Annotated in this window: 16 protein-coding genes and 1 pseudogene; 8 read left to right on the top strand and 9 right to left on the bottom strand. The window is 60.3% G+C overall.

Going from position 1 to position 23633, the window contains the following annotated elements; all coding sequences use genetic code 11:
- The first annotated feature begins 74 nt into the window (after nt 1–74).
- The 3 genes and pseudogenes from gyrB to F8197_RS21875 form a co-directional block, all read left to right on the top strand.
- The gene (gene gyrB, locus F8197_RS21885) at nt 75–2579 is read left to right on the top strand and encodes a DNA topoisomerase (ATP-hydrolyzing) subunit B (RefSeq protein WP_152883571.1); all 2505 of its coding nucleotides are present in this window, start codon (nt 75–77) and stop codon (nt 2577–2579) included.
- 183 nt (nt 2580–2762) lie between these two features.
- The gene (locus F8197_RS21880) at nt 2763–3677 is read left to right on the top strand and encodes an HNH endonuclease (protein WP_152883570.1); all 915 of its coding nucleotides are present in this window, start codon (nt 2763–2765) and stop codon (nt 3675–3677) included.
- 250 nt (nt 3678–3927) lie between these two features.
- A pseudogene (locus F8197_RS21875) lies at nt 3928–4759 on the top strand (transposase); the annotation flags it as partial.
- Nucleotides 4760–4781: 22 nt separating this feature from the next.
- Here the strand turns inward: F8197_RS21875 and F8197_RS21870 are convergent.
- The 8 genes from F8197_RS21870 to tssF form a co-directional block, all read right to left on the bottom strand.
- On the bottom strand, nt 4782–5813 hold the full coding sequence (locus F8197_RS21870) for a DUF6396 domain-containing protein (protein ID WP_152883569.1): 1032 nt from the start codon (nt 5811–5813) through the stop codon (nt 4782–4784).
- A 2-nt stretch (nt 5814–5815) separates the two neighbouring features.
- On the bottom strand, nt 5816–6751 hold the full coding sequence (locus F8197_RS21865) for a phospholipase D-like domain-containing protein (protein ID WP_227012343.1): 936 nt from the start codon (nt 6749–6751) through the stop codon (nt 5816–5818).
- Between the two features lie 104 nt (nt 6752–6855).
- Nucleotides 6856–7122: a PAAR domain-containing protein gene (locus F8197_RS21860; protein WP_152883568.1), complete on the bottom strand. Its 267-nt coding sequence runs from the start codon at nt 7120–7122 to the stop codon at nt 6856–6858.
- 26 nt (nt 7123–7148) lie between these two features.
- Nucleotides 7149–8225 (bottom strand): T6SS immunity protein Tli4 family protein, encoded by a 1077-nt coding sequence (locus tag F8197_RS21855; protein ID WP_152883567.1) that lies wholly within the window; start codon nt 8223–8225, stop codon nt 7149–7151.
- Nucleotides 8212–9933, bottom strand: coding sequence for an esterase/lipase family protein (locus tag F8197_RS21850; protein WP_373996936.1), 1722 nt, complete (start codon nt 9931–9933; stop codon nt 8212–8214). Before F8197_RS21850 ends, F8197_RS21855 begins: the two co-directional genes overlap by 14 nt.
- 9 nt (nt 9934–9942) lie before the next feature.
- The gene (locus F8197_RS21845) at nt 9943–12717 is read right to left on the bottom strand and encodes a type VI secretion system Vgr family protein (RefSeq protein ID WP_373996935.1); all 2775 of its coding nucleotides are present in this window, start codon (nt 12715–12717) and stop codon (nt 9943–9945) included.
- Between the two features lie 9 nt (nt 12718–12726).
- Nucleotides 12727–13680, bottom strand: coding sequence for a type VI secretion system baseplate subunit TssG (tssG, locus tag F8197_RS21840; protein ID WP_227012342.1), 954 nt, complete (start codon nt 13678–13680; stop codon nt 12727–12729).
- The gene (gene tssF, locus F8197_RS21835) at nt 13644–15593 is read right to left on the bottom strand and encodes a type VI secretion system baseplate subunit TssF (protein ID WP_152883566.1); all 1950 of its coding nucleotides are present in this window, start codon (nt 15591–15593) and stop codon (nt 13644–13646) included. Before tssF ends, tssG begins: the two co-directional genes overlap by 37 nt.
- Nucleotides 15594–15635: 42 nt before the next feature.
- Between tssF and F8197_RS21830 the strand changes: the two genes are divergently transcribed.
- The 5 genes from F8197_RS21830 to F8197_RS21810 are packed head-to-tail and all read left to right on the top strand — an operon-like array spanning nt 15636 to nt 22722.
- Nucleotides 15636–15956 (top strand): nucleotidyltransferase domain-containing protein, encoded by a 321-nt coding sequence (locus tag F8197_RS21830; RefSeq protein WP_152883565.1) that lies wholly within the window; start codon nt 15636–15638, stop codon nt 15954–15956.
- Nucleotides 15957–15983: 27 nt separating this feature from the next.
- Complete coding sequence (locus tag F8197_RS21825; protein ID WP_152883564.1) at nt 15984–17444, top strand: DUF3375 domain-containing protein; 1461 nt, start codon at nt 15984–15986, stop codon at nt 17442–17444.
- Nucleotides 17431–18120, top strand: coding sequence for a DUF4194 domain-containing protein (locus tag F8197_RS21820; protein ID WP_152883563.1), 690 nt, complete (start codon nt 17431–17433; stop codon nt 18118–18120). Before F8197_RS21825 ends, F8197_RS21820 begins: the two co-directional genes overlap by 14 nt.
- Nucleotides 18117–21494 (top strand): ATP-binding protein, encoded by a 3378-nt coding sequence (locus F8197_RS21815; protein WP_152883562.1) that lies wholly within the window; start codon nt 18117–18119, stop codon nt 21492–21494. The genes F8197_RS21820 and F8197_RS21815 overlap by 4 nt, the downstream gene beginning before the upstream one ends.
- Nucleotides 21478–22722 carry a Wadjet anti-phage system protein JetD domain-containing protein gene (locus F8197_RS21810; protein ID WP_152883561.1) on the top strand — a complete coding sequence of 415 codons (1245 nt, stop codon included), beginning with the start codon at nt 21478–21480 and terminating at the stop codon, nt 22720–22722. The genes F8197_RS21815 and F8197_RS21810 overlap by 17 nt, the downstream gene beginning before the upstream one ends.
- Here the strand turns inward: F8197_RS21810 and F8197_RS21805 are convergent.
- Entirely contained in the window at nt 22679–23599 is a 921-nt protein-coding gene (locus tag F8197_RS21805) for a hypothetical protein (RefSeq protein WP_152883560.1), read from the bottom strand. The two genes, F8197_RS21810 and F8197_RS21805, sit on opposite strands and share 44 nt — an antisense overlap.
- Between the last annotated feature and the right edge of the window lie 34 nt (nt 23600–23633).

Here is a 23633-nt window from a genome sequence, read left to right as displayed (position 1 = left end):
ATGTTCCCGGATTCCCGCCCAACACGGAAACGACACCGCAGCCCCAGTAACACGTTACATAGAGAAAGCAGTCAATGTCCGCTATTCCAGAAGAGATTCCAGCACCAGTACCGGCCAAAGTCGAAGAATACGGCGCCGCCTCCATCCAGATCCTCGAAGGCCTGGAAGCGGTCCGCAAGCGTCCCGGCATGTACATCGGCGACACCTCGGACGGCACCGGCCTGCACCACCTGGTATTCGAAGTGCTGGACAACTCGATCGACGAATCGCTGGCCGGCTACTGCACCGAGATCCACGTGACCATTCACGCGGACAACTCGATCTCGATCACCGACAACGGCCGCGGCGTACCGACCGGCCTGAAAATGGACGACAAGCACGACCCGAAACGCTCGGCGGCCGAAATCGTCATGACCGAACTGCACGCCGGCGGCAAGTTCGACCAGAACTCGTATAAAGTTTCGGGCGGCCTGCACGGCGTGGGCGTCTCGTGCGTGAACGCGCTGTCGAAAACCCTGAAACTGACCATCCGCCGCGACGGCAAAGTCCACTTCATGGAATTTGCCCGTGGCGTGCCGGTGGACCGCGAACTGGAAATGCGCGACGGCGTGGCCGTCTCGCCGATTAAAGTCATCGGCGAAACCGACAAGCGCGGTACCGACGTCCACTTCTGGGCCGACGAAACCATTTTTGGCAACGTGGAATTCCACTACGAAATCCTGGCCAAGCGTATCCGCGAACTGTCGTTCTTGAATAACGGCGTCAACATTCGCCTCTCCGACCAGCGCACCGGCAAGGAAGACATCTTCGCCTTCGAAGGCGGCACCCGTGGCTTCGTGGAATACATCAACAAGGCCAAGACCGTGCTGCACCCGACCGTGTTCCAGGCCACCGGTGAGCGCATGTCCGACCAGAACACCAATATCTCGGTGGACGTGTCGATGCAGTGGAACGATGCCTACAATGAACAGGTACTGTGCTTCACCAATAACATTCCGCAGCGCGACGGCGGCACCCACCTGACCGGCCTGCGCGCGGCGATGACCCGCGTCATCAACAAGTACATCGAAGAACACGAGTTCGCCAAAAAGGCGAAAGTGGAAATCTCCGGCGACGACATGCGCGAAGGCCTGACCTGCGTGCTGTCCGTGAAAGTGCCGGAACCGAAGTTCTCGTCGCAGACCAAGGACAAGCTGGTGTCGTCCGAAGTGCGCGGCCCGGTCGAAGAAATCGTCGCCAAAACCCTGGCCGACTACCTGCAGGAAAAACCGAACGACGCCAAGATCATCTGCGGCAAGATCGTGGAAGCAGCGCGCGCGCGCGAAGCGGCCCGCAAGGCCCGCGACCTCACCCGCCGCAAGGGCGTGATGGACGGCCTGGGCCTGTCGGCCAAGCTGGCCGACTGCCAGGAAAAAGACCCGGCCCTGTCCGAACTGTACATCGTCGAGGGTGACTCCGCAGGCGGCTCGGCCAAGCAAGGCCGCGACCGCAAATTCCAGGCCATTTTGCCGCTGCGCGGCAAGGTGCTGAACGTGGAAAAAGCGCGCTTCGAAAAAATGCTGTCCTCCGAGCAGATCACCACCCTGATCGCCACGCTGGGCACGTCGATCGGCCCCGATGAATTCAACGTCGAAAAACTGCGCTACCACCGCATCATCATCATGACCGATGCGGACGTCGACGGCGCCCACATCCGCACCCTGCTGCTGACGCTGTTCTACCGCCAGATGCCGCAACTGGTCGAACGCGGCCACATCTACATCGCGCAACCGCCGCTGTACAAGGTCAAAGCCGGCCGTGACGAGCGCTACCTGAAAGACGACGCCGAAGAAGCGACGTACATGATGAACGTGGCCCTGAACACCGCCGCCCTCACCCCGCGCGAAGGCGCCAACCCGATCGTCGGCGAACCGCTGGCCGAACTGGTACGCCAGTTCAACCTGGCCAACGTCATCATGACGCGCCTGACACGCGTGATCGACCGCGCCGCGCTGACCGCCATCATGACCGGCGTCACCCTGAACCTGGACACGCTGGAACTGGCCGAAGTTTCGGCCCGTGCGCTGCAGGACAACATCAACGACATCGCGATCAAGGTCACGGTGCGCTCGGACGAACTGTCCGAGAAGCACATGCTGTGGATCGAACGCATGCACCACGGTAACGTCAAAGTCAGCGCCATCGACGCCGACTTCGTCCAGAGCGCCGACTACCGCGTCCTGGCCGACGCCGCCGCCACCTTCACCGGCCTGCTGGGCGAAGGCGCCTACGTGCGCCGCGGCGAAGGCGAGCGCACCAAGGAATCGGCCGTAACCGATTTCCACCAGGCGATGGGCTGGCTGCGCGACGAGGCGGAACGGGTTGTTACCAAGCAGCGCTACAAAGGTCTGGGCGAGATGAATCCGGATCAGCTGTGGGAAACCACGATGGATCCGACTGTGCGCCGGTTGTTGAAGGTGCAGATTGAGGATGCGATCGCTGCGGATCAGATCTTTACCACGTTGATGGGCGATGATGTGGAGCCGCGGCGGGCGTTTATTGAGAATAATGCGTTACGGGCGGGGAATATTGACGTGTAAGTCCGCAAAGCTGTGACATCGAAGGCGCTCTGTTGAGCGCCTTTTTTTATGCCCTGAAAATTTCTCCCCAACGAGATTGGCCATCAATAGATGAGTTCGCTTAATAAATAAGCGAACTCAACCATAGATGGTAAAGTAATGCCTTAAATCAATTGATAACTAAGCATCGCACTCGGGAGTTACATGGAATTTTATTGGGTCAATATTGGCGGCACTCACAAGACAGTCATTGATCAGCATTTTCTATGGGCGCCTAAAAGCTCGGTGAGCAAGGTCGGCAACGAAGTCACTCGGCTTTACTGGGACAACGTGGGCAAGGTCAGGCAGGGCGATATCATTTTCTGCTGCTATGACCAACGAATCAGCTTCCTGGCGATCGCAGACGGCGACTCGTACACCGAGGCGCGCCCAATGTCCCGCGCGTTTCAAGAATGGGACGCCATCGGCAATCGCGTCGATGTTCAAATTGTCGAGCTGGACCGCAAAGTTCATCGCGACGAAATCGCCACCGAGTTCATCGCAAGGTTCAACAACCGCAGCGCGCCATCGTTATTTAGCAATCAGGCGACACTGAACCAGATCTACATGGCGCACCTGCCCGCCGATGCAGGCATGTATCTTCTCGAAGCGGTCAACCAGCTGGCTCGCTGCGAAGAAGCGTTCATCAGCTCGGGTGCGACTGACTCTGCGAAGATCTCTGCAACGACACGCGAAGCGCTGGTGATGTCCCGCATTGGGCAGGGCAAGTTCAGGACTGATGTCATCAAGAGATGGGGCGGGCGATGTGCGCTGACCGGACTGCAAAACGTCAACTTGATGGTGGCGTCGCATATTAATGCTTGGGCACTTTCCAACAACGTTGAGCGTTTGGATGTTGAGAATGGGCTTTTGTTGGCGCCGCATATTGATCGGTTGTTTGATCAGGGGCTTATTTCCTTTTCGTTGACGGGCGAGTTACAGATATCTCCCTTGCTCAGTGGTGAGGACAGAGTGATCTTTGGTCTGGATCGGTTCACGCAGATACAATCGTTAAGTAGGGGAAATTTATCCTATTTGGAGCGGCATCGAAGACGATTCAATTTCCTAAAAAACTTATAGTGGCTGGGAAATAGATCATAAGTTTTGAGGACTTTTTCCGCCGTCCAAAGTTCAGCATTTTTAGCGCCATCGGGTTCGCCAGTCCAGCTCGGAATTCTGCAATGAGAATCAGATGGATGAGTGTTATCAACATGGGCTTTAGCAGTTTCAGCCCAGCCCACCGACATATAACTAGTGGGGCCTGAACAAATCCTAACCACTTGATTCTAACGCCGAAATATCGAAAAACAGTAACTGGGATTTTGCAAGCAAACTCGCCGCCGAGGCGGGGCTGGTGCTGCGCCAGAACTACAACCGCGAGGCGCCAAGGCTGCCGTGCAAGTGGGCCGCTACGCGCACGCCAAACAATACAAGCGCATGCGCGCCAGCCTGAAGAAGCTCAGACCATGGTCGGCCGTGTCTGGCGCGACGTGGGGCGCCAGCTCGACAAGATGCCGACTATCTTAAGGGACAGGGCGTCCGATCTGTTGGCCAAGGCCAAGCGCCTGCTGACGCAGAAACCGCGCGACATAAACAAGCTCTACAGCCTGCACGAGCCCGAGGCCGAGTGCATCGCCAAGGGCAAGACACGGCAGCCTTACGAATTCGGCGTGAAGGTGTCGATCGCCGCCACGCACAAGGAAGGCTTGGTGGTGGGCATGCGCAGCATGCCCGGCAATCTTTACGACGGCCACACTTTGTACGAAACGCTGGAGCAGGTGGCGATCCTCACCGAACAGCAGCCCAAGGAGGTGTTTGTGGATCTGGGCTATTGCGGCGCCGAGGTGCAAGCCGGCACCAAGGTTTATCACCACAAACTCGAACGCAGCGCCATCGAGCCGGCAATCGGCCACATGAAAAACGACGGCAGGCTGCGACTTAATTGGCTCAAGGTTGCCGATGGCGACGCGTTCAATGCGCTGCTGTGCGGCTGCGGCCACAACCTGGAGATGATCCTGCGAAAGCTGCGGCTTTTCTTCGCCTTCATCGCCGCTTGGATGGCATCGCTGCACCTCACACCGGGACCAGGAGTAACCCTGGCAGGCTTAGTTGACGGCGCCCTCGACAACGATCGTCCGCAGACACGGCTCTGCCTCGGGTGATCTTCAATTTATTTAGGCCGGTCTAATAAGTGGGAGGCGCCGTGGACTCCGGCTCTACCGCACCCATTACACCTGTCCAGCGCGGCAATTTAGCAGGCGGAAGCGGAACAACGAAGTCCAGTCTGCTCAGCTTCAAGTCCGGATTGATTTTCAACGCGTCAGAGATGGCCTCGTAACGCTGGCTGCGCTCTAAATCCAAATGTACTCCCAGCGCGGTTAACACGGCTTTTGCATCTTTTTTTGTGCTTGCTGCCCAAGTACCTTCATCAAAGAGCAACCGGAGCGAACTTGCGCATCTTTGACTTCCAAATTTCACTCCTTCTTGACGTAGCATCAACGCCTCAGCATGCCGACCTTTGACTTCCGCCATCATCGCTAGTTCGTACGCGGCAGGACCGTGGCCTTGCTTGAAAGCGCAAAGCTGCATTTTTTCCTCGTCTTCGAGACGTCGCGTTTTAGCGTAAGCACTGGCGAGAGCCATCTGTGCTTCTGGGCTACCGAGCTCTGCTGCTCGAAGGTAATAGGCCCACGCAAGATCGCTATCTTGTGGCAATCCTCCATACCCATGCTCATATGCGACGCCCAAATCGTAAAATCCCCACGGCTGGCCTGCCTTGACGGCCAGCCGTTCGATCTCGATTGCTTTTTCCGGTACCGGATCGAGAACATTATTAGTATCGAGACCGCCTAGCCCGTTCAGGTAGAAATGGGCCATCAATGCTCTGGCACCCCAGTCCCCCATGTCGGCGGCGGTACTTACATCTTTCAATATCCTCGCGTTTTCTTCGCGTGTGAGCTCCCAGGCCTGCTTGCTGCGCCATAGCTTGCGCGCCTCAATATACAGACGGTAAGCGGTGGGCTCGCGGTAAGACGGCATGTGATCCTTCCACCGTCCGCATCTCGGCAGCGGATCGGATAGGCTGAATTTATTGAATCCATACGGTATGTCATGCAAGGCTTTCTCCTGCAAACGTTCGCGAAGGTAAAACAAGCCCGCCGCCAGCACAACAACGGCTGCAAGTATCCAGATTCTGCGGGGCGATAAGGCCTTCATGGTTAGATGACCGGGAAGCCAGGCTCGCGGTCAACATAAAATGGTAGTAGCTGACTGTCCAGCATTTCACCAACCTTCATCAATGCCTTGTTCTTTGATGCGATTTCGTTCCACTTGTCGAATGTGTTTTTCATGTTTCCAAATGCGTCTGGTCCGGGCATTTTCGTACATTGGCTGAACAAATACACACGCAACCTGTAAGCGACGTCATGGGCATCACTCAGCACGTTGAGTTCGCTGTCCAATGCCATACTTCGCAAATTCAAGTTAGCAGAGCCAATTGTGAAAGCTGCATCATCAACGACTGCAACCTTCGTATGGATATAAATTTCTTCGTAATCCGAAGGCTCTAATTTTCGTTCGATTTCAGCGCACGTCCAGAGGGAACCCATGAAGACCTGGAGACCTTGGGCGCTCAGTTCCTTCGGCGTAATCTTCCTGCTAGCTTTCAGCCTACGCGCCCGTTCAACAGATTCTTGATGCTCAACACGCATGGATTCGCTCAGCCCCAGGGTGCTGGCCACGTCGTATGTCGGCAGGTCCATGCCTGCTTTTTCCGGCGTAGAAGTAAGCATGAAGACATATACGGGCTCTACATAACCGGCCTTCCGCAACTTCCCTGCACAGTCAACAAGGTGCTTTCCCCAAGGTTCGTACTGCACGTACTGGTTTTGGATAAACATGTAGTGAAGCATCTGCCGCGTAAGGTTGGCATAGCACTCTTTTATGCATTTTTCCCCATGTAATGGCTGTGTGCGCAGTAGCTGCAAGCTGTGATTTCCGTTGGGCAGACTAAACGCGCTTAACGGTATCTTGTTGCGACGCGCGATAAACTCCGGGTCCATCTCATCATGCATCCAGTCACCAGCCTTTTTGAACGGGTTGGGAGGTCGCAATGACGCGGGAAGTTGGACGAACCAGCAGAGTTCGGTGAACATGGAACTGGGGCGTGTAGATTCTACTTTTAAACGCGATCATTTGGAGTGGAGTTACCGTCCTGCTTGGCTGCTTGAATGCTAATTTTCGCCATCTGCCAGACACCTCAGGACGACTCGAAGTTGCCAACAGTAGCCGTCAGTGTGGCGCCACAAGTCGTTTTGTCTCCGCCATAAGCAACAGCCTTACCGTCAATTAGATGGTCTGAGTTGCCAGTGGCTATGCTACAGTCTTGGTGCCCTTTGATTGGGCAAGAACACTTATCGCCAACCAGCGCGACTGCTATTCCACTTACGACGAAATGGGGGGCGCTGCTCTGCACCACCTTGCCGCCATGGGATGTCGGATCCCCTACTCTGATTACGTTCGGCATGCCGTCCCCCAGTCTTCAAAAGCTAGTCATTGATGCGGACGTACACGTATGGACGATGTAATCCGATCCCAGATCATCAGAGCCTCTTCGTCCGTTACGCTGGGGCTTACGGTGCCAATCTTATTGTCATGCACTCCGGATTGCAGCTCGATATCAAGCACAGGCAGATATGGATTGTTAGGCACACCTTGGCTGAGGAATGCAAATTCGTGGGACTCTCCAGCCAACTCTTGGGCGGGCATCCTCGCCAAAAATTCAAAGCCCTGCCAATTCCCAATCTTCCGTTGACCTTGGCGCAGTTTTTTAACTTGGGAGTACCATGCCGCCTGTCCTTCGGATTTCAGCAACTGTTCGCCCTGCTTCACTCGCGGCTCAAGGGCATCGGATGCCACTAACATATCTTTATTAGTGGCCAAAATCGAGAGATGAACGTCCGGGAAACTGGACAGTCTTACACCAAGGCTCACCTTTTCATACATTGGTCGGCCGGCGTCTCTAATGAAGCCATTCTCGATACACACGCCTGCTTCAGATGGGACATGCTCATCACTCCGACCAGAAAATAATGGACTCATTACGTTAAGCTCGTGAACAATTTTACGATATTGCTGTGGGGCACCCATGGCCTCGGCATCCTGCACAAATACATCATCTCCAATTTGGCTGTAAGAACTGATATTGTAAAAAGCAAACCGAGCTGGGCTTATACCAAATACTATCTTTTGCCTAGGCAGGATGCCATTTTCCACTTTCCCAACCATAGAATCTGGCTTTGCTAATGCATCGTAAACGCGGGGTCTTTCCTTCTCTATCTCCCCCAGCTTTTCGACGATCATTTTTTCCATCTCATTTCCATTCCCGCTATAAGACCTCACAGGGTACGGAACTTCCGCCGGGCCATAAACGACCTGTGCTTCGGCAGGTACATCAATAAGAAATCTGCCTACACAGACCGTGCGAGTCTCCCGAAAGATTTTTAGAATTCGCGGTGATTCATCCATACGCCCTCCAGGAAGGTCAAATTTTTCGAAGCGGAGAAATATTAGCCAGCAGCACAACGCCGCACCTGCAATACAAATCGCCATATTTTTACGAGAGATCACTTTTCCATTCCATGGCTGAGGCAATTCTAAGAAGACTGTAAATCGTCGAATGCATGGCTCGCCAATCTATATAACTGCTCTGGTGGTCATACCCGGCTTGACGGAAAATCCCTTTAAATTTTTTGCTCAGAAGTTGCTGCTCTGATGACCGAAGAGGGACGGTAGAATCGCCAGGACCATTGTTTGGACCTAGCTTCACGTCAAAAGCAACAACATCATCGTCTATTGGCTCACGCGGTGTAGTTCCATCGGCATTAAGACTGTCTTCAGCTGACCGAAACAACTTAAACTCGCCCTGTTCGCCGTCTGCTAAGATGGAAAGATTCGCTATCGGAGTTTCACGGTAATTTTTATCCAGGTTCCAAACGACTCGCTCCCAAGAACGGCGATTTCCTTCAGCGCTGTAGTGGGCGTAGCTTATAGGATGATAGGTCTTCGCAATGGCATCATGAAATGTCCCAGCGAGCCGTATCATTTCGCTAGTGCGCTCAATGCTGGCTCCCGGGGCGCGTTGAGGGTTGATCCATTCAGCTCGTATGAGCCGGTACCATTCTCTACGTAGCTGGTAGATCTCGCTATATGGGTCATTTTTTTCAGGAAGGCTTTTTATCATGACACCGTTGTGAAAGATCTGCAGCCAACCGTTGCCGTACTCACGGCTGGGTAAAAGTTCAAGTCCTCCCTGAGCGTTTCCCAGAACTGCTGTAACTTCTGCCCCAAAATTTCCTAACACCCTAGCCGCAATACTAGCGCCCAAAAATCCCTCGTCAGTACCTGCCCGCATCCGCTTGTATGCGGCAGCGGCTCCCGCTGCGGGCATAACACCATGTACGACTCCAAGCACCACAGATTCAAGATTTCCCATTTCGGGATGAACCAACGCGCGCGCGAGAAGTCCTCCCATAGAGTGGGTCATGAGAATCACCTTTTCACATTGATACTTTTCAGCGTACTTGCTGATTAGAGCTTTTATCCTCGTGCTCACTATCTGCGCAGAGTCCCGATTCGACATCAGCCAGTTGTATCCCATTGCATGCACGGGAAACCAACAATCTTTAGTAGTTTTCAAGACATCGTCTTTGGTTAAAGGCAGTAATGCAGGACTCGATGATGCCCCCCATTTGACGGGATCAGTATCTAATATTCCAGCCAAATTATATGTAGGCGCATTCATCCACTGCTCGCATAGTTGCAAAATTTGTCCGTAACTGCTATATAAAACCTCACTCCAGCCACGCTCCGTCGCCTTCTGCTCCTTGCTCTTGTAATTTGGGGTGCCAAACTTATCATCAACAAGCAGTGGACTATCTATCTCCGCGCTTAATTTCATATGAAAAATGGGAACTTCATGGCGTTTGGCAGCAGTTTCTTTACTATCCCCAGTATTAGTTTTTTCAAAGTCAAAGCTGTCCACCTCCGTAGCTCCAGGGTCAAGTTGAAGCTGGCGCCTGGCGGGACTGGCGTTTATGAGCTCTTTAGTGTCCGAAATTCGATCCGGCCGCCACGCCACATTATTTTTCCTACCTAATTCTCTTTGCCTGGCCGAAGTATTGCGAAGATTTGATCCCATGATTCCAGGCAAAAAAATAATAGGGATCACACGCTTGGGACGTACAGCCAATTGCTGAGGTACTTTGTCCTGCTTAGGTGTACAGCACCCGTAAGAAACGGTGGGTACGGCAGGCGGATTTTTAAGTGGCGTAGACACGGTTCCTCCTCAATCCAATAGCTCAATTTTGTACGTCGCGAACGCGATACTTGTGCTGAATTTTTTCGTAAGCCCGGAGGCATCTGTTACACCTTCAATTACCTGGCCATCCTCAACGCTGATTTTGTATTTCTTGTTTGGAATGGGGGCTTCGGTTCGGAAATCTTTTACTAAAACGCGTTGATCGTGTTCAACTTTTGTGGTTGGCAGATCCAAACTTTCTGTAGAGCTGTTGCCATCAGACGTGTGAATAAACTTTGATGATTTGATAGTATGAGTTCCTGTGCTCTGCTGAGTCACCACACCTCCGCCGTAGTTAACTTGACATCCCTGGGCAATAAATTTTATTGAAGGGGCTTGCAGTTCAATATCGTTATTGGCAATTAATTTAATGCGCTTTGTTGACGTTATCTCGATGTCTCCGTTCTGAGACTGGATACGAATATTGCCACTGGCAGCAATCAGTTTTATACCTATTTTCAATGCGAACATGCTAATGCCACGAGCCGCTCTCAACATCAAATTTGCACCGGCACTTACGCTAACATCCGACATACTCATCACATCGACCTTGGTTTTCCCAGAAACAGCAATCGTTTTGTCACTTCCAATGAATCCTCCTGAAGGAGCGCTGAGCGCGATAATTCCTTGGTCACCGCTCGCCTGAGCACGGTCCGTACAATCATCCCAATTTGAGATTCTTCGTACCAATTCAGATAATTCCTGTCCCTCGTGAGGATCTTCCGAATGTTTTTCGGCAAGCGAGGAGAGTTCATTTGCGAGATGTTCAGATGTCTCCGCAAGGCGTGAAAGTTCCGCCCTACTCAGAGACAACCCTTTTGAGTCCAGTTGTCCATTTGCAGAAATTAATACACCCTGAGCACCGCGAATCGCTATTGTCCGGTCAGTACGTAACTCCGCCCCGTCACCTCGTTGTTCAGCCTGCCCCTCCGCCCTTGGATGAGTGATGAAACCGAGATTTAGCTCGCTGCTGCTGTGATCACTTCGTAACTGGGCATTGATCTCGCCGGGGGTATCATCAAAGCAAAGCTGGTTAGCGCGAATCCCTTCAATTTCCCGACTTTTCATTCCGGACAGATACCGATTGCCAGGCAGGTCGCCCGCTTCGCTCAACGCCGGCGGCTCGGCCATTTGGTTATAAAGCTGCCCCACAATCACCGGCCGATCCGGATCCCCACCCAGAAAATTCACCAGCACCTCCGTCCCAACCCTCGGCAACCACACCGTCCCGCACTGCTGCAAACTCCCCGGCCCATTCCCCGCCCAGTTCGACGCCACCCGCACCCAGGCAGAATCGGCGTCCGTTTCCGATGCCCCCGCGCCGCCCGCCGCCTCGTGGTCCGCTGGCCGCGTGCCGGGAAAACGGATCTTCACCCGGCCCAACTGGTCGCAATGCACCTCCTCACCTGCCGGTCCCACCACGATCGCGCTCTGCATCAGTGCGGCCGGCAGGTCGGTGCGGGCGTCGTAGGTGGGGACGATGTTCACGCCGCGCCGCACTGCCGTGAACTGGACGTGCACGCGCAGTGGCCCGGAGGCCACTGCATCGGCTGCGTCGCGCGATAACAGGGAGTCTGCCGATTCCGTACCCCACCGGCTGCGTGCAAACAGCCGTTCCACGCGCGCGGCCAGGACCTTGGGCAAGTTGTTCTGAGCGTGCATGCGCAGTGCGGTCAGGACGAAGTCGCGCTCTTCTTCCGCGTGGTCGTCCACTTCCGGATGGTCGGCCAGGGTGAAGTATTCGCCGGCGCAGAAGTCGCGCACGCTGCCTTCGCCGTGGAAGCATTTCGATTCGTAGTCGTGGCGGCTCATGCGCAGCTGGCCCAGGCGGCACAGGTCTTCGTTGTCGTCGCCGGCGTGGGGCATCAGGACCTGGTAGTCGTCGAGGGTGGCGGCGAGTTCGTTGCCGTGTACGCCCTGGTCCACGCTACTGACGGCATCGGCGGTCATGAAGTCGCGGCCTTGCGGGTTGCGGTAGTCCCAGCTGTGGCGCGTGACCACGCCCGGTTGCAGGGTGCGCACTGCCGTCCAGGAGGTGATGGCGTCGCGCTCTTCGGTGGCGCCGTCGCGATGGTAGCGGACGGTGCCGGCGGCGTTCTGGCGCAGGCTGTCGGCGTTGTTGAACAGGACCAGCGTGTGCATCGGCGCTTCGTCGTCACCTACGGCGCGAATGTACCAGCCGATGCCGCGCCGCTTGAGCAGGCGGCGGATAAAGGCGGCGTCCGATTCGTTGTGCTGCATCGTGAATTCGCGCCGCGGATACTCGCGCTGGGCGAATGCTTCATCCACTTCGTGCGCGAAGGTGGTGCCGAGGATGGGGCTTTTCTGGCGCCACTCGTTGAGGATGCGCTGGACGATCTCCACTTCGTTCATGTCGCGGAATACGCGGGTGTTGGTGCGCTTTTCCAGGATGGCCAGCGCGTCGCGCAGCACCAGCTGGTAGCTGGCCAGGCCACCGTCACTGTCGCCGGCGGCCGCTTCGGTGACGATGCCGCACACGCTGCGCAGGGCGCCGGTGTCGGTGACCAGGTCCAGTGCGGCTGGCACGGCGATCATCTGCTTGAGGGGCAGGTGCGCGCTGCCTGACACGCACAGCACGCGGTAGTCGATGCCGCCGCACAGCGTTTCGGTGCCCATCACGCGCTGCGGCAGCAGCATGTCGTCGTTGATCCCGCCCGGCAGATCGAGCCGCAGGCGCAAGGGCCGGTTGCTGGTCACCAGTTCCTTGGCCAGGCCCATGAAGCTGAAAAAGTCGTTGTCCACTTGCGCTCCTCAGGTATGCAGCAGGTACATCAGCTCTTCGCGGTCCGGTTGTGGGCCACCGTCCACCAGGAACGCGTCCACGCCCAGGCGGCTGGCGCCGTCGAGGCGCGGTGCGCGCATGGCGCTGCCTTCGCGCGCCAGGCACACCTCCCAGGTCATGCCGGCACCGCAGTGCAGGCCGAGCATCGCGGCCAGTTGCACGGCGTCGGCGCCACCGGGCAGGAAGCGTTCGTAGGCGTCCTGCACCAGCGGGCCGATACGCAGGCGCACGCGCGCGTCGCAGCCGTAGATGCGCTCTCCCAGCAACACACCGCAGCCCAGATCGACGTTGGCACGGCCCAGTTGCGCCTGGTGTTCGGGTTCCAGGTTCTGCCATTGGCCGACCAGTTGCTGCACCGCGAACGGCACGTTGAAGTATTCGGTGTACATGCCCGCCATCTGCGGCGCCGACACGCTGCGGCTGCGGATCTGCATGGCGTAGCGCGCCAGCGTTTCGGGCTGCACGCCGTCGCATGCGGGCACGCCGGCCAGCGCCAGCAGCATGGTGAGAAAACTGTCGTCGTCGTCCGGCCCGTCCATGGCTTCGGGACGATGTTTGGCCCAGGCCTGGTAAAACAGTTCGGTGGCGCGGTGCGACAGCAAATCAAGGAAGGCGCGCGGGCCGCCGTCGTTGTGGCTTTTCTCGTGGCGATTCACGCACTCGGAATAATGCAGCGGCAGCACGCCGTGGCTGCCCAGCATGCCCATGAAGGCTGGCGTGAGGCGGATGCGGCCATCGCCTTCCTCGCCGATGTTCTCGATCTGGTTCGGCGGGAACGCCAGCGACAGGCGGTTGCGGTAACGCGGTTGCGGCAGGCGCGCCTGTGCCAGCAGCCGCACCGCCTGGAAAAATTCAAAGCTGTGCGGTGCGGCCATCAGTTCGGCGATCACGCCAGTGTCAGCGCTCCGTTGCGAGGCAGGCATCGCAGCAGCTCCTTTCCGTCCGGGTGCGACAGCACCACCAGTTGGGTAAAACTGTTGAGGTGGACGTGCAGGCCGAACACGTGGTCGAGCAGTTGCGCAAAGGCGTGGATGCCGGTGCCGGCATAGGCGTCCTCGTCGAGCCACACGCGCACTTCCACACCGCGCAGGTAGGCGGCGCCGCGATCCTGCTGCACCCACGCGGTGGCCGGCCGGTGCGACAGCGCGGCAATGCCGTCGATCTGCCGCTGCGACACCACACTGTCGGCGCGCGCGTACAGGCGCAGCATGGCGGCCAGCGCCGGCAAGCCTTCCTGCGTGAGCGAACGGTGATTCAGGGCCAGGTGGGCGATCAGGCTCCACTGCTGGTTGGCGCCGGTCGATTGCCGGTACGACTGCGTGGGCCGGCGCAGCAGCCGGATCGGGAAGCCGCCGGACTGCGTCTCGGTCGCCAGGTCGCCACCGGCGCGACCGTACGGCAGATCGTGCGGCACATTGCGGTTGGTGCAGGTTACGCGTACGGATGCGGTGCCGTCGTCCACCTTCAACGGGGAAAAATCGCGGTCCACCAGCGCCAGCGACATGTCGTGGCCGGCGCCAATCGATGCCAGTTCCTCGTCGCGCTGCACGCGCCAGTAGTTGCCCTGGTTGCCTGCGTGGCCCAGCGCGTAGTACGGCAGGAATTCGGTGACGGTACTGCCCTGCGGCGTTTTGCGCAGCAGCTGCACCGAGTCCACGCTGTAGATGTCGCAGGCGTGGCCGGGGAGCTCGTCGGGCGCCAGCGGATAGCTGCTGCGGCGGTGGTTGATGCGGATCGGCGTGGCCGGCTGCGCGAACAGGTTGACCACGGGCGTGCAGCCCAGCACCAGGTTGTCGGCGGTGAGGGTGCGCAGCAGGCGCGCCACCGGGTCGTCCGGGCGCACGTCGGCCAGCGCCAGGCGCACAGTGATGCTGGTGCAGCCGGGCGGCGCGCCGTGCAGCAGCGCGGCCAAGTCCAGGTCGAAGAAGTCGAACTTGTCGGAGAAAGCGAAGTACTCGGAGAGCAGGCGGTAGGCGCTGTGTTCCGATGGTGCGGTTGGCAGCAAGGCCTCGTTGTCCGCGAAGCCTACCGGTTCGATCGGTAGGCATGCCAGCATGTGCCATGTTTGTCCCGCCTGCACGCAGGCGCAGCGCGTGCGCATGAACAGCAGGTCGCGCAGGGTGGCGCGCAGCGAGGCTTCGCCGTCGATGAACACGCGCAGCCGGTTCAGCTCCAACGTGGACAGCGCGCGGTTGGCCACCGTGCTCTCGATGGTGATGCAGATGGCCGATGCCGCATCGGGCGGCAATGGCAGAGTGGCCGGCGCCTGCAGGTAAGGCTCGAACCACGCGGCGCTGATGGCGACCGGGGCGATGGTCACATCGTAGGCGGTGCGAAAGCGGCAGGTGACGGCGCCGCGTCCCTGCGACTTCATCGCGGTGCCGCGCGGCAGGGTGGTGACGCTGTTGATCTGGTTGGCCTTGGTCCCGGAAAAATCCACGCGGGCGATAGCGCAGGCTGGCATGGGCCGCAGCAGGTGCGGGTACAACATGCCGAGCAGCGCTTCGGTGAAGTTGGCGTAGCCGTCGTCGAGCAGCTTGGCGGTGCGGGCGTTGAGGAAGGCGGCGCCTTGCAGCAGGCGTTCGATGTGGGGATCGGCGCAGGTTTCGCCGTGGATTTGCAGGCTGCCGGCCAGCTTGGGATAGCGCGAAGCAAACTCGGCGCCGGCGCGGCGCAGCATGCTCAGTTCGCGTTCGTAGTAGGGCAGCAATTTTTCCATCGTGGCATCCAGGGCAAGCGCGGCGGCGGCGCAGTACAGGATGTCGATGATGGCATTGCTGCCGTTAGGAAATTTTGATTTATAGCAATGGCTGCTGGATGAACGAACTTTTGCCATAGCCAGTGCTCAAACCTAGTCCGAGCAAGAACAGAGGATGCGATGGAACCACTGACGTTTGGTCTCAGCCCCACCCTGCGCGACTGGCTATGCACGGCATTTTCCCGCTTCCCGCAAGTCGAACAGGTACTGGTATACGGATCGCGCGCCACCGGGCTTTATCGCCCTCAATCCGATATCGACCTGGCCGTGGTGGCGCCCACCATGTCGGTCCGCGAGTTCTCCCGGCTATGGATGGCGTTGGACGATTTGCCCATCCTGTTCCGGCTCGATGTCTCACTGTTGCATGAGGTGACAAATCCTGCCTTGCAACGCGCCATGTTGGAAGACGGCATTCCACTCTACGAGTCTCATATCCCATAGCCACAGCACTTGTCTTAGAATGACGGCATGAAAGCCGAAAAATCCCTCGCCACCTACCGGCGGCTGCGCCAGCAGCCGTTGTGGCGATTGCTGGCCGCCGGTAGCGGACCCACTGTGCTGGCCCTGCTGCAAACCCATTTGTACGACACCGAGCGCCGCCTGCCGGCCTCGATCTTCCACGAACGCATCGCGCGCGACCTCGAACACTTGCGCAGTACGGGGGAGGACTGGCCGCAGACGGCGCAGGCCTATGTGGCCGGCTGGCTGGCCGAGGGCTACCTGGAGCGGCGCTACCCCAGCGGCGCCAGCGAGGAGGAATACGAGCTGTCCACCTCCACCATCGAGGCGATCCGCTTCACCGCCGGCCAGGTCAAGCCGCATTCGGCGGCCACCGAAACCCGGCTGGGCCTGGTGATCGACGCGCTGGCGCGGCTGGCCGAGGATACCGACGCCGACCGCCAGCGCCGCGTGGCACGGCTACGTGCAGAACAGGAGCGGCTCGAGCGCGAGATCGCTGCCATCGAGCAGGGCGTGTTGCACATCCTGCCCGAGGCGGCGGCGCTCGAGCGCACGCGGGAAATCATCGTGCTGGCCGATGGTCTGGCTGGCGACTTCCGCCGCGTGCGCGACCAGTTCGAACAACTGAACCGCGACCTGCGCGCACGCATCATGGAAAATGAGGGCAGCCGGGGCGATGTGCTCGATTCGCTGTTTGCCGGCATCGACCTGATCACAGACAGCGAGGCGGGCCGCACCTTCTCCGCCTTCTGGCGGCTGCTGACCGATCCCGAGCAGTCGGCCACGCTCGACGAAGCGCTCGACCAGCTGATGGCGCGCGATTTCGTCGGCCAGCTCGACAGCCAGGAACGCAAATTCCTGCTGCGCTTGACGCCCACTCTGCTCGACCAGGGCGGCATGGTGCACGACGTGCTGCAATCGTTCGCGCGCAGCCTGAAAAACTTCGTGCAAAGCCGCGAGTTCCTCGAACAGCGCCGCCTCACCCAACTGCTGCGCCAGGCCCAGCTGGCGGCGCTGGCCATCAAGGACGAGGTCAAGGCCACCGATACACTGCACTATTCGCTGGCTCTCACCAGCAGCCGGCTGTCGTCGCTGTCACAATGGATGCTGCACGATCCGGCCATGCAGGCGCTGCCGTCAGCCATGCAGGTCGGCGAGGCGGCACCGATCGACCTGGCCTCGGTGGGCGAACTGGTGGCGCAGTCCGAGATCGACTTCCGCAGCCTCAAGTCGCAAGTGCTCACGGTGCTGGAGCTGCGCTCGCAAGCCTCGGTGGCCGACGTGCTGCGCGCCCATCCGGCCGAGCAGGGCCTGGGCAGCGTGCTGGGCCTGCTTGCGCTGGGCAGCCGCCACGGCTTGGCTGGCGGCCACACCGAAACCGTGGACTGGATCGGCGGCGACGGGCAGGCGCGCCGCGCCAGCATTCCTGTCATCTATTTTTTGAAGGAACGTGCCGATGAACTCGCCTAGCGACATGGCAAGCGGCGCCGAAGCCACGCCAACCACCGCACTATTCCAGAACGACAGCGGCCAGTTGCCGCTCGATACGCGCCGGGCGCTGGTGCAACTGCTGTCCGGCCCGGCACTGGACGGCCGCCGTCACGCCAAGCTGTGGCCGGTGCTGCTGCGCGACGAGCTGGCCATCCGCCGCCAGTTGGCCGAGCTTTTCCTGGAACTGGTGATCGACCGCGACACGCAAGTGGCCTTCACCCGCCAGGCCGATACCGGCGACCTCGAGGCGCCGCTGCTGCTGCGCCGGGCGCAACTGACCTTCATCGATTCGGTACTGGTGCTCTACCTGCGCCACCGCCTCACCCAGGCCGACGCCCACTGCGAACGCGCGGTAGTGGCAATCGACGAAATCGAGGAAAACCTGGCGCTGTACGAAAAGGCGGCCAGCACCGACCGCGCCGGCTTCAACAAGCGCATTCACGCATCGGTGGAAAAGGTCAAGAAACACAACATCCTGCAAAAAATCCGCGCCAGCGACGACCGCTACGAAATCTCGCCGACATTAAAACTGCTGTTCTCGGCGGAAGAAATCGCCACCCTCACCCAGTTGTACCAGAGTATGGCCGCCGGCGACCTCGGCAAGCAGCCCGATGGCAGCGCAGAAGATGATGCTGTCAACGGAGAAGACGCATGAACGCCCCGGTGCGTCCGACGCTGCTGACCTCGCGAGAGCAATTCCGCATGACACGGCTGCAAGTGTACAACTGGGGCACTTTCAACGAACTGCACGAGGTGCCGATCAGCGAGCGCGGCTTTCTGATCGTGGGGCGCTCGGGCGCCGGCAAGTCCACCCTGCTCGACGCCTTTTCCGCCCTGTTGGTGCCGCCGCGCTGGGTCGATTTCAACGCCGCCGCGCGCGAGGCCGACCGTACCGGCCGCGACCGCAACCTGGTCAGCTATGTGCGCGGCGCCTGGGCTGCCCAAAGCGACAGCAGCTCGGGCGAATACGCCACCCGCTACCTGCGCCAGGGCACCACCTGGTCGGCGCTGGCCCTGCACTACCGCAATCCCATGGGCCAAAACGTGGTGCTGGTCCAGCTGTTCTGGCTGCGCGGCAACGCCAACGGTAACACCGACGTCAAGCGCTACTTCCTGGTGCTGGAACGGCCGTTCGACCTGCGCGAGCTGGGCGACTTCGGCAGCAACAATTTGGACGTGCGCAAGCTCAAGCAGGCACTGCCCGATGCCCATGCGAAGGACGAGTTCCGCCCCTACAGCGAACGCTTCTGCCGCCTGCTCGGCATCGACAGCGAGATGGCGCTACGCCTGCTGCACAAGACGCAGTCGGCCAAGAACCTTGGCGATCTCAACACCTTCCTGCGCGACTTCATGCTCGACAAGCCGGAAACCTTTGCCGTGGCCGACCGGCTGGTAAGCGAATTTGGCGAACTCAACGCCGCGCACCAGGCGGTGGTGACGGCACGCCGGCAAGTGCAAGTGCTGGCGCCGGCCAGAACGCTTCACGAAGAAATGCGGCGCCAGCAGATGGCACGCAACGCGCTGGAGGAGTTGCAGGCAGGGATGCATAGCTACCGCGAGCGCCTGCGCATCGGCCTGCTCACCGACCACCTGGCGGCGCTGGCCGTGGAGGCGGACGGCTACGCAGCCCAGCTGCAACGCCAGCGCGATACCTTCGACAATCGCAGCGCCGCCCTGCGCGACCTGGAAAGCCAGCGCCGTGAAGCGGGCGGTGACCAGATCGCCCACTGGGAAAGCGAAAAGGCCGGCCTGGCCGTGCAGCGCGCGGAACGCATGCGGCGCCGCAAGCTGGCGGTCGATGCGTGCAACAAGCTGGGCTGGACATTCCAGTCCTCGCCGCAAGCGTTTGCCGAGCTGCTCGGCAACGCGCGCGACGAAATCACGCAATGGGAGGCCGCTGGCGCGGCGCAGGAACCGCTGCTGGTACTCGACCGCCAGCGCACCGATCTGGCGGCGCAACACGCCTCGGTGCTGCGCGAAATGACGTCGCTGCGGCGCCAGCCCTCGAATATCCCGGCGCCGATGCTGGAACTGCGGCACAGCATCGCCAGCGCCATCGGCGTGGCCGAAGGCGCGTTGCCGTTCGTCGGCGAACTGCTCGACGTCAAGCCCGAAGAGTCCGCCTGGCGCGGCGCGGCCGAGCGCCTGCTGCACGGCTTCGCCCTGGCGCTGCTGGTGGACGAGCAGCACTACAACGCGCTGTCGCAACATATCAACGGCGTCGATCTGGGCCGGCGCCTGGTGTATTACCGCACCGGCGTGCGCGAAGCGGCAGCACCAAAAGTGCTCAAGCCGGGTTCGCTGGTCCCCAAGCTCAACGTCAAGGACGGCCCGCATGCGGCCTGGCTCAAGGCCGAGCTGCGCCAGCGCTACGATTACGATTGCGTGGAATCGCTCAAGGCGTTCCGGGCGGCGCCGGAGCGGGCGCTCACGCGCGAAGGTCAAATCAAGCACAACCGCACACGCCACGAAAAGGACGACCGTTATTCGGTGGACGACCGCCGCCAGTGGCTGCTGGGCTTTGACAACCGCGAGAAACTGGCCCTGTTCGAACTCCAGCACCGCGAACTGCAGCAGCAGCTGGAACAGCTCGATGCCGAGATCGCCAGCCTGCGCAAGCAAATGGAAAACAGCGCCGCCCGCCTGATGTCCTGCAACACGCTGGTCAACTTGCAATGGCAGGACATCGACGCCCTGCCGCAGACCGAGCGTATCGCCGCCATCGAGCGCCAGCTCAAAGCCCTAAACGACAGCAACACCGTACTGCAACAAATCGAGGGGCGACTACGCGAGCAGGCCGACCTGGTCGACAAGGCCGCCACCTCGGTGCGCGAGACCGATATCCGCCACCACGGCGTGCTACGTGAAATCGACAAGCAAGGCCAGCGGCTCGAACTGCTGCAACAAGACCCCACACTTATTGCGCTCACACCCCACCAGCAACAGGGCCTGGCCCAGCGCTACGCCGCCCTGCCCGACCCGGTGCTGTTGGACAAGGTGGATCACGCCGACCGCGCAGTGGGCAAGCAGATCGGCGACGACATCGGCTCGTGCAACAAGGAAATCGGCAGCTGCGAAAAGCAGATCGAAGCCGCGTTTGCCGAATTCATCCGCGAATGGAAGGGCGACTCCGACGGCCTCGATGCCACCCTGGCGGCCGCCTCCGACTTCTTCGCCAAGCTGGCGCGGCTCGAAACGGACGGCTTGCCGGCGCACGAGCAGCGCTTCTTCGAACTGCTGCACACCCAGAGCGACCAGAACCTCACCGCCCTGAGCAGCTACCTCAACAACTCGCGCAAGGCCATCCTCGAGCGCATGGAGCTGGTCAACGACAGCCTGCGCCAGGTGCCGTTCAACCAGACGGCCGAACTGAGCACCTATCTGCACATCGCCCCCAGCGACCGCCAGTTGCCCGAGGTGCGCGAATTCCGGCAAGCGATCCAGCAGGCGCTGTCGAACGCCTGGAGCGACGACCGCGACTCGGCCGAGGCGCGCTTCGTGGTGCTGCGCCGGCTGGTGGACGACCTGGCCAGCCAGGAACCGGCCAAGCGGCGCTGGCGCGAAGCGGTGCTCGACGTGCGACTGCACGTGGAATTCATCGGCCGCGAGCTCGATGCCGACAACAACGAAATCGAAATCTACCAGAGCGGCGCCGGCAAGTCGGGCGGCCAGCGCCAGAAGCTGGCCACCACCTGCCTGGCGGCGGCGCTGCGCTACCAGTTGGGCGGCAGCGACCACGCGCTGCCGGTCTATGCGCCGGTGGTGCTGGACGAGGCCTTCGACAAGGCCGACAACGAATTCACGGCGCTGGCGATGAACATCTTCGCCAACTTCGGCTTCCAGATGATCGTCGCCACGCCGCTCAAGTCGGTGATGACGCTCGAACCGTTCATCGGCGGCGCCTGCTTTGTCGATATCCGCGACCGCAAGATCTCGGGCGTCCTGATGATCGAATACGACGAGGAGCGCCAGCGCCTCGACCTGCCCGACACCACCCGCGCGGAGGCTACGCTTGAAGCTTCCCGATGAAGTGCGGCTATGGTTCGCCCGCCGCTACGCCAGCCTGCACCGGCAATGGCTGTTGGCAGCATTGGACGCGCCGACCGGCCAACCCTGGCAATTGCCGGTCACGCTCGGCATCCCCACCGAAGCGGCAGCCGTGCCCCAGCCGCAGGCAGTGCGCGCCTGGGCCGACGCCTGGCGCCACTGGCGTGGCCCAGGGCAACTGGCGTGGAGCGAGCGCCGCTGGAAAACGCTGGGCGCCCAACAACTGCCGGCCAGCCTGCTGTTGGACGACCTCGACGCCGCTGCCGGCTGGATCGGGGAACGCGAACGCTGGGAACGGGCACTGGCGCGCGGCCGGCACTTGCTGCTGCGCTGGCCGCCGCTGCGCACCACCCTGCCACGCCTGTTCGACACGCTGGCCGACTCTCCGGACGCCGATTTCCAGCGCCTCCAGGACGTACTGGACTGGCTGAACACGCACGATGCAGCCGGCCTTTACCCGCGCCAGTTGCCGCTGGCCGGCATGGACAGCAAGTGGTTCGAAGCGCGCAGCGGCGTGCTGGCCCTGCTGCTGGGAGCGCTGCGCGGGGGCCACGCCGCCACTACTGCTACTGCTGCGCAAGCGGATGCTGATGCGGCTACAGTTCGTAGCGACATTTATACTCTGGCCGGCCTGCGGCGGCCGCCTGCCACCATGCGCCTGCGCATCCTCGACCCCGCACTACGCACTGTGGTCGGTGGCCTGGGCGACTTCACTGCGCCGCTGGACATGGTTACCGCGCTGCCCTGGCAACCGGCGGTAGTACTCATCGTGGAAAACCTGCAAACCGGCCTGGCCTTGCAGGATTTACCGGGAGCGGTGGCAGTGATGGGACTGGGTTACGCGGTCGGCCACCTGGCCGGCGTGCCGTGGCTGGCGCAGGCGCGGTGCCTGTACTGGGGCGATATCGATACCCACGGCTACGCCATCCTGCACCGGGCGAGAATGGCGATACCGCACCTGCAATCGCTGCTGATGGACGAGGAGACTTTGCTGCGGTTCGCGCCGCTGTGGGCGCACGAGGCGGCCCCGGCGGCAGCCGAGGCGCTGTCCGCGCTGACGGCGGACGAACATGCGGTGTACGATGGCTTGCGCAGCCAGCGCTGGGGCCAGGCGGTGCGGCTCGAACAGGAGCGCATCGCCTGGAACGTGGCGTGGCAGGCAATCCTTACTTCGTCACACGCTCCCACCCCTCCCTTACCGCATCCTTGAACTTCTCCCAGCTCGACTGCGGGTGGTTCGACTCCCAGCTGCTGCGCAAATCCGGTTCCGCGCTTTCCCACGGCTTGTCGCGGTAGCCGGGGTTGCCGGCCATCGATTCGCCGTAGCGGTAGGCCGGGTCGTAGTCCTGGAAAGTGCCGCCAGTGTACGAGTAGGTCTTCTCCCAGTGCGAACGGAAGTAGGCCGGGTCGCTGGTGCTGTCGTCGCCGCGCAGGATGTTCAGGCTGTCCTGGTTGGGCGTGGCCACGTCGCGCGGGTAGATGCGCATGCCGCTGCGCTGCACGGTCGGCTCCACCGAGATCGGCGGCGCCAGGCCTTCGATCACCGGTGGCAGTTCCTCGCCGCGTTGCAGCGAGCCGGTGGTGGCCAGTTGCTCGGTGCGGGCGAAATCGACCGCCTCTTCGCGCGGACGAATGCCGTGGTATTCGGGCACGGCGGTCTGCTGCGAGTTGAGCGTGGTCTGCTGCATGCCGGTGCCGCTGCGCAGCGCATCGGCGCCGGTCCAGCCGCTGGCGCGCCACATGGTTTCGTGCTCGTCGATGTCGATCGGGTTGAAGTCGTCGATGATGTCGGCGGCGCGTTCGGCGGTTTCCTGGCTGGTGGTGTTGATGGTCAGTACCACGTGGCCGCGATTCAATGCTTCCGCATAGATGCTGCGGTCCGCGTGCTCGCGGCCCAGCAGGTCGCTGAACATGGTCTTGATGCTGCCGAGGATGGATTCGTCATCGTTGATGTGATGGGTGCCGGCAACGCCGACGGAATCGCTCACACGGATGGTGTCGCGGTCATAACCGCTCAGTATCAGTTCGTCCTTGGCACGGTTGGCTTCGGCACTGGTTTCGAAAACAGCTGCGAGTACGTGTGTCATGATGGTCTCCCTGGGTTTAGACGCATGAGTTCGG

This window comes from Duganella sp. FT27W (genome assembly GCF_009295655.1).
Classification (GTDB): Bacteria; Pseudomonadota; Gammaproteobacteria; order Burkholderiales; family Burkholderiaceae_D; genus Rugamonas; species Rugamonas zoogloeoides.
The sequence above is the reverse complement of the archived record's forward strand: the minus strand, read 5'-3'. Positions and strand labels throughout refer to the sequence as shown.